The 6,093-nt window shown below is 70.7% G+C and carries 8 protein-coding genes; all 8 read right to left on the bottom strand.

Translation table 11 applies throughout. From position 1 onward, the window contains the following. Positions 1–502 (bottom strand): TolC family protein (locus VN461_23305; protein HXB57708.1); only part of this gene is annotated, 502 nt, incomplete at its 3' end. Next, positions 499–858, bottom strand: coding sequence for a heavy metal-binding domain-containing protein (locus VN461_23300; protein HXB57707.1), 360 nt, complete (start codon positions 856–858; stop codon positions 499–501). The genes VN461_23305 and VN461_23300, both read right to left, overlap by 4 nt. Positions 859–983: 125 nt before the next feature. Further along, entirely contained in the window at positions 984–1,361 is a 378-nt protein-coding gene (locus VN461_23295) for a hypothetical protein (protein HXB57706.1), read from the bottom strand. An 81-nt stretch (positions 1,362–1,442) separates the two neighbouring features. After that, positions 1,443–3,737, bottom strand: a complete 2,295-nt coding sequence (locus VN461_23290) for a heavy metal translocating P-type ATPase (protein ID HXB57705.1) — start codon at positions 3,735–3,737, stop codon at positions 1,443–1,445. A 12-nt stretch (positions 3,738–3,749) separates the two neighbouring features. Next, positions 3,750–4,025: a metal-sensitive transcriptional regulator gene (locus VN461_23285; GenBank protein ID HXB57704.1), complete on the bottom strand. Its 276-nt coding sequence runs from the start codon at positions 4,023–4,025 to the stop codon at positions 3,750–3,752. A 43-nt stretch (positions 4,026–4,068) separates the two neighbouring features. Then, on the bottom strand, positions 4,069–4,689 hold the full coding sequence (locus VN461_23280) for a hypothetical protein (GenBank protein HXB57703.1): 621 nt from the start codon (positions 4,687–4,689) through the stop codon (positions 4,069–4,071). A gap of 29 nt (positions 4,690–4,718) precedes the next feature. After that, entirely contained in the window at positions 4,719–5,825 is a 1,107-nt protein-coding gene (locus tag VN461_23275; GenBank protein ID HXB57702.1) for a DUF4388 domain-containing protein, read from the bottom strand. A gap of 20 nt (positions 5,826–5,845) precedes the next feature. Beyond that, the coding region (locus tag VN461_23270; GenBank protein HXB57701.1) for a hypothetical protein at positions 5,846–6,093 on the bottom strand (248 nt) is incomplete at its 5' end.

Raw genomic sequence — 6,093 nt, 5'->3', positions numbered from 1 at the left:
CGGTCTTGACCTCGGCCATGAGCCCGAGAACCTCGTTTCCGAGGCGAAGCTTGGTCTGCTCGAGCTCGGCGGCGCGGATCTTCCTGCGGAGAGGCCGCGTGAGGATGTCGAGCACGTCCTCGACAAGGCCCACCTCCACGTTCCTCCCCGAGGGGGAGCCGTGGGGGAAGCGCAGGAAAGCGTCGAACTCGGGGTTCTTGAGGAGGGCGGCCTGGGCAAGGTCGGCCTGCGAGACCCCGAGCTCCTCGAACGTCGCCTGCAGGGACCGGTTATTGGCGAGAGCGATCCGCACCGCCGCGTCGACGGTGAGGTTCTCCCCCAGGAGCCCGCGGACCGCCCGCTCGACCTCCTCCCCCTGGGAGATCGTTCGCGTCCACGTCGGACGGTGCCCCGTTCGGTCGGATACGGATTTCTCGACGTCGGTGAAAGCCGGGCGGGGGTCAACGCTCGCGCAGCCGGACAGGAGAGCGCTGGTGCCGAGTGCGAGGAGGCAGCGGTTCATGGCTCGTGGCTCCCGTGCGGCGCGGCGGGCTGCTTCTGGAGCTTCCGGCCGCAGAGGGGACACGGACCGGGCCCCGCTTCCCTCACCCGCGGGTGCACCGGACACGAGTACACGTCGGCCGTTCCGGATGCCAAGGTGGGGGCCGGCTCCTGCCCCCTCCGCGCCGCCTCCGAGCTGGCGGGGGGGCTGATCGGCTGCTCCGCGGGGCCCTCGAGCCCGAGCGGGCGCTCATGCATCGTCGACTCCGGGGCCCTGGGGTCCGCGGGGTCGAGGGCGGAGAACCGGGGAGGCGGAATGGTCGCCGCGCACGCCGTGAGCAGGAGCGCCCCCAGGGGAGCGAACGGCTTGATCTTCATCTGAACCTCGCTTCAAAGACGACAGATCACCGTGATCTCTCGGCCGGCCTGGGCAAGAAAGAGAGAGCGGCGTAACCGGACCCGGGGAGTGCTCCGGCACTCCCGGCCGGACGTCTAGCAGAGGATCAGATCCTGAGAACGAGAAGGGCGCGGGGGCCGTCGGGTGGTCGGCCCGCGGGAACGGCGGCAATTCGGCTGAGGGTTGGGAAGGAAAGAGGCAACGCGACGACCGCGCTTGGCGCGCCGGGCGTCGTCGGGACGAGCTTCGCGGTCGCCTCCGCGGCCACGGGAAGAGCCCCTCCGCAACAGCAGGAGCTGTCCGCTACCGCGGGGCCTTCACTCCCCTCGCAATGAAGGTGACCCGCCTTCGCCTCGGCGGGGCAGAGGCACGGGAGGACGAAGGAGATCAGGAAGGTCAGGCCGAGGGCCACGGTGGTCAGGCGATCGAGGGGTGTCGAGCGGAATGCCATCTCCACGCCATCGGACCACGGGGCCCTCTCCACGTCAAGCGCCGCTCCCCGCCGCCGGGCCGCCGTTCTTGGAGGGCACGGAGGAGGGACGGGGCGGCGTCCCGCGGGACGGCTTCAAAGCAGGACCTTGCGGAGGCGGAGTGCATTCGTGATGACGGACACGGAGCTGAAGCTCATGGCGGCCGCGGCGACCATGGGCGAAAGAAGCAGGCCGAAGACGGGATAGAGCGCGCCCGCCGCGATGGGTACGCCGAGCGCGTTGTACACGAAGGCAAAAAAGAGGTTCTGACGGACGTTGCGCATCGTGGCCCGGGAGAGCCGGATGGCGCGGGCGATGCCCCGCAGGTCTCCCTTCACCAGGGTCACTCCCGCGCTCTCCATGGCCACGTCGGTACCGGTGCCCATGGCGATCCCGACCTGGGCCTGGGCGAGGGCGGGGGCGTCGTTGATGCCGTCCCCCGCCATGGCCACCACGTGGCCCCGAGCCTGCAGTTGCTTCACCACCTCCGCCTTGCGCTCCGGCCGCACCTCGGCCTCGAAGCCGTCGAGGCCCAGCTCGCGGGCCACCGCGGCCGCGGTGGTCGCGCTGTCGCCGGTCAGCATCACGACCTTGAGGCCCAACTCCCGGAGCAAGCGCAGGGCCTCCGGGGTCGATGGCTTGATGGGGTCGGTGGCCCCGAGGAGGCCGACGGCCCGGCCGTCCACGGCCAGAAAGACCACGGTCTGTCCCTCCCGGCGGAGGGTCTCCGCCCGCTCCGCGAGCGGCCCCGGCGGGGCGCCGAGCTCCTCCAGGAGAGCCTGGCTGCCGAGGGCGACGGTGCGACCCCCGACCCGGCCCGTCACCCCCATCCCCGTTCGCGCCTTGAAGCCGGTGACCGGGCGGAGCAGGAGCCCCCTGGCCTGCGCGCGGGCCAGAACCGCCGCCGCGAGGGGATGCTCGCTCCCCCGCTCCAGGCTGGCCGCGAGGCCCAGGAGCTCGGCCTCCTCCGCTCCCTCCACCGTGACCAGGCGGGGCCTGCCCTCGGTCAGGGTGCCCGTCTTGTCGATGACCAGGGTGTCCACCTTCTCCAACGTCTCCAGGGCGGCCGCGTCCCGGATCAGCACGCCCGCCCTCGCTCCCCGCCCCACGCCCACCATGATGGACATGGGAGTGGCGAGCCCGAGGGCGCAGGGGCAGGCCACGATGAGCACCGCCACCGCGGCCAGGAGGGCGTGGCCGAGGCGGGGCTCGGGCCCAAGGACCGCCCAGACCGCGAACGTGAGGGCGGAGGCGATCACGACCGCGGGCACGAAGTATCCGGAGACCACGTCGGCCAAACGCTGGATGGGGGCGCGGCTGCGCTGGGCCTCGCCCACCATCCGCACGATCTGGGCCAAGAGGGTCTCGCTGCCCACGCGCTCCGCGCGCATCAAGAGCGTTCCGTTCCCGTTCACGGTGCCTGCGGTCACGCGCCCCCCCGGAGTCTTCTCGACCGGGATCGATTCGCCCGTGATCATCGACTCGTCGACGGCGCTTGTGCCTTCCCGGACGGCCCCGTCCACGGGGATCCTCTCCCCGGGCCGGACGCGGAGGCGGTCCCCGGGCTGCACCTCCTCGAGCGGAATGTCGGCTTCGGTCCCGTCCTCCTCCAGGCGCCGCGCGGTCCGCGGCGCGAGGCTCAGCAAGGCCCGGATCGCACCGCTCGTTCGGGAGCGGGCCCGGAGCTCCAGGACCTGGCCCAGGAGCACGAGAACCACGACCACGCTCGCAGCCTCGAAATAGCGGTCGATCTGACCACCGTGGCCGCGGAAGGAAGCGGGAAAGGCGGAGGGGAAGAGCGTGGCGGCCAGGCTGTAGAGGTAGGCGGCGCCGGTACCCAGGCCGATGAGAGTGAACATGTTGGGGCGGCGGTGGAGAAGGGAGGCCCACATTCGCAGGAAGAAAGGCCAGCCCCCCCAAAGCACGACCGGGGTGGCGAGCGCCATCTCCCAGAGGCCTTGGGCGCGGGCCGGGACGTGGAGGGGCCGCCCCGGCAGCATGTCGGTCATGGCCAGGAGGAAGACGGGGACGGTCAGGACCAGGCTAGCCCAGAACCGGCGGGTCATGTCCTCGAGCTCGGGGTTCCTCTCCTCGACCGCGGGGGGGGTGCGCGGCTCCAGGGCCATCCCGCAGATGGGGCAGGAGCCGGGCTCCGACCGGACCACTTCCGGGTGCATGGGACAGACGTAGTCGCCGGGGGCGCTGTTTGGCGGGGCGGGGGCTGCCGACCGCAAATAGCTTTCGGGGTTCGTGCGGAACCGCTCGAGGCAGTGGGGATTGCAGAAGTAGTAGGTCCGGCCGGCGAGCGCGTGCCGGCCCGCGGCCCGGGCAGGGTCGACCTGCATCCCGCAGACGGGGTCGGTCTCGGTTCCCGGAGGAGAGGGATTCATGGTCGCAGCCCCTTAGTCCGAGTAGCGGCCCAGGACCTCGAGCAGCTCCTCCACTCTCGTCCGCTGCTCGGCCTCGTTCCCGCTCCGCATGGCCAAGGCTACGCAGTGCTCCACGTGCTCGCGCAGCACCCCCTCCTCCACCCGCTTGAGCGCCGCCCGCACAGCCCGGAGCTGGGTCAGGAGCTCCACGCAATACCGCTTCTCCTCCACCATGCGGGCGAGCCCCTTCACCTGGCCCTCGATCTTCCGCAAGCGGGGGAGCTGGCCGGTGTGGTGGGCGTGCTGCATGTTAATACCATACCAGGGTATGGTATTAGAAGCAAATCCATTTCTAGTCGCGCCGGGGGAAGCGGAGCCCGGCGCGGGCGAAAAGGTAAAGGGCTCCCATCTCCAGGACGTGGAAGAGATCGTTGTGGTTGAAGCGGGGATGCAGGTCGACCCCCTGGGTCTGGATGAACGCCCCCAGCAGAGAGAGGAAAGCCCCGGAGAGGACGAAGGGCGCGCTCGACTCCCCGCGGGCCAGGCCGTAGAGGGCGGCGCCGAGCAGGACGCTCAGGGTCAGGACGAGATCGTACATGACGTAGCGGAAATCGGCGGCCATGGTGAAGACGACATAGACCAGGAGGCGGAGGGCAAGCAGGGCCAGGACAAAAGGCCAGCCCCGCCGCGGCACGACCGTGAACAGGATGCCCGCGAGCATGAAGAAATTGCCGAGGCCGATGGCGCCGTAGACGAGGTTCCAGAGACCCGCCCGGGTGGACAGCGCCAGGGCCGGCCCAAAGCCGTGCAGGGTGCCGCCCACGGCCGCGGCCAGGGCGATGGCCACAAAAGCCGCCGCCCAGAGTCGGGCGGGGAGGGGCCGGGCCCGCCCCCCCAGCCAGCCGGCCAGGATCGCCCCCAGCGTGGCCAGGGCGTAGTCGGTGAGCATCGTCGTGGGCTCGGCGATTGGCATGAGCGGCACTCCCGCCCGAAGCGGCCGTATCAGCTCAGCTCGATCACCTTTCGGTCGAGGAGGCGGGCGAAGATGAGGAGGGCGTCTTCCTCCGACATCGGGCATAGCTTGAGGATCGAGCCCACGTCCCACTGGCCGTTGATGCGGGAGAGGACGAAGCCCTCCTGGGCATCAAACCTCTCCCGGCCCAGGGCCAGCGACCCCTGGCTCACGAAAGGCACCCGGTTGAGGGGGATGCGGCGGCGGATGCGGGCCTGCTCCCGGGCCTCGGCCAAGCTGATCAGGCCCTTCTTGGCCCTCTGGTTCAGCCGGTCGAGGGTGAGCACCTGCTCGTAGGCCTCGAGGGCGGCGGAAAAACGGCTCTCCTGCACGCGCTGCTCCGCCTGGCGGAGCAGCGCCTCGATGGCGGCTACGGGGTCCGTCTCGACCGCGTCCTCGCGCACGGCGCCGACGGCCAGGGCCCCGCGGTCGCAGAGGCCACGAAGAATGAGGGCGGTGTCGAACTCGGAGCGCCGCAATTCCAGGCTGATCGCGGCCACGGTCTTGCCCGCGGCGGCCAGGCCCAGGACCTGCCGTTCGGGGCTCTCGTCGATCCCGTAGGCCGCCCGCTGGACCTGGAAGGTCACGTCCGAGGTGGGGAACCATTCCCGGAGCTTCTTCCACTCCTCCCGCCGATGCACGCCCTCGTGGATGACCATGGCGGTGTCCATGTCCAGATTCACGACCGGATTTTCGGGCGCCGGCGGCTCGTCCTCAAAGTCGAAGCGCCCGTCGGACCAGAGGAAGAGGTCGTAGACCACCTCCTCCGCCTTCCCGCGCAGGGCGCGCGTGAGCTGGCTCTCGACCAGGAGGCCCTGCGAGACCAGGATACCTCCCAGCAGGCGCCCCTCCTTCTCCTGCCGCACCAGGGCCTCGAACAGGGCCTGCTCGCTCAGGAGCTGGTCACGCACCAGGACCTGGCCCAACGACTCCCGAGGGTCGTTGGACCAAGAGGACTGCAACCGGCCGTTCTGGAAGGCGAGGCGTTTCTGGGTCGCGCGTCGCTGAAGGCGGAGGGTGCCCGTCTTCTTGCGGGTGTTGATCCAGGTCAGGAGATCGGGGAGGTCGACGGTGCGGAGGTCACCCGCGAAGCTCATGCCTCACCTCCGCGGCGGGACTAGGGCTCCACGATGACCGAGCGTGGGCGAGCGGGGCTGGCCGCTCCCAGCCACGCCGCCACCCGGGCCGCGGTGGCGAGGAAGGCCCGGCCATCCGCTCCCTCATGGATCGACTCCCCCAGGGCGGACTCCAGCGATTGGAGCACGGCCTGCAGGTCCCGGTCGTCGGGGGCGGTCGCCTTGCCCTCCTCATCCCGGGCCTCGAAGAGAGCGCGCAGGTCGTGGACCAGCCCCTGGGCCCGCAGGT

Source organism: Vicinamibacteria bacterium (assembly GCA_035570235.1).
Classification (GTDB): Bacteria; Acidobacteriota; Vicinamibacteria; order Fen-336; family Fen-336; genus DATMML01.
This window is presented reverse-complemented; position numbering and strand designations above follow the sequence as displayed.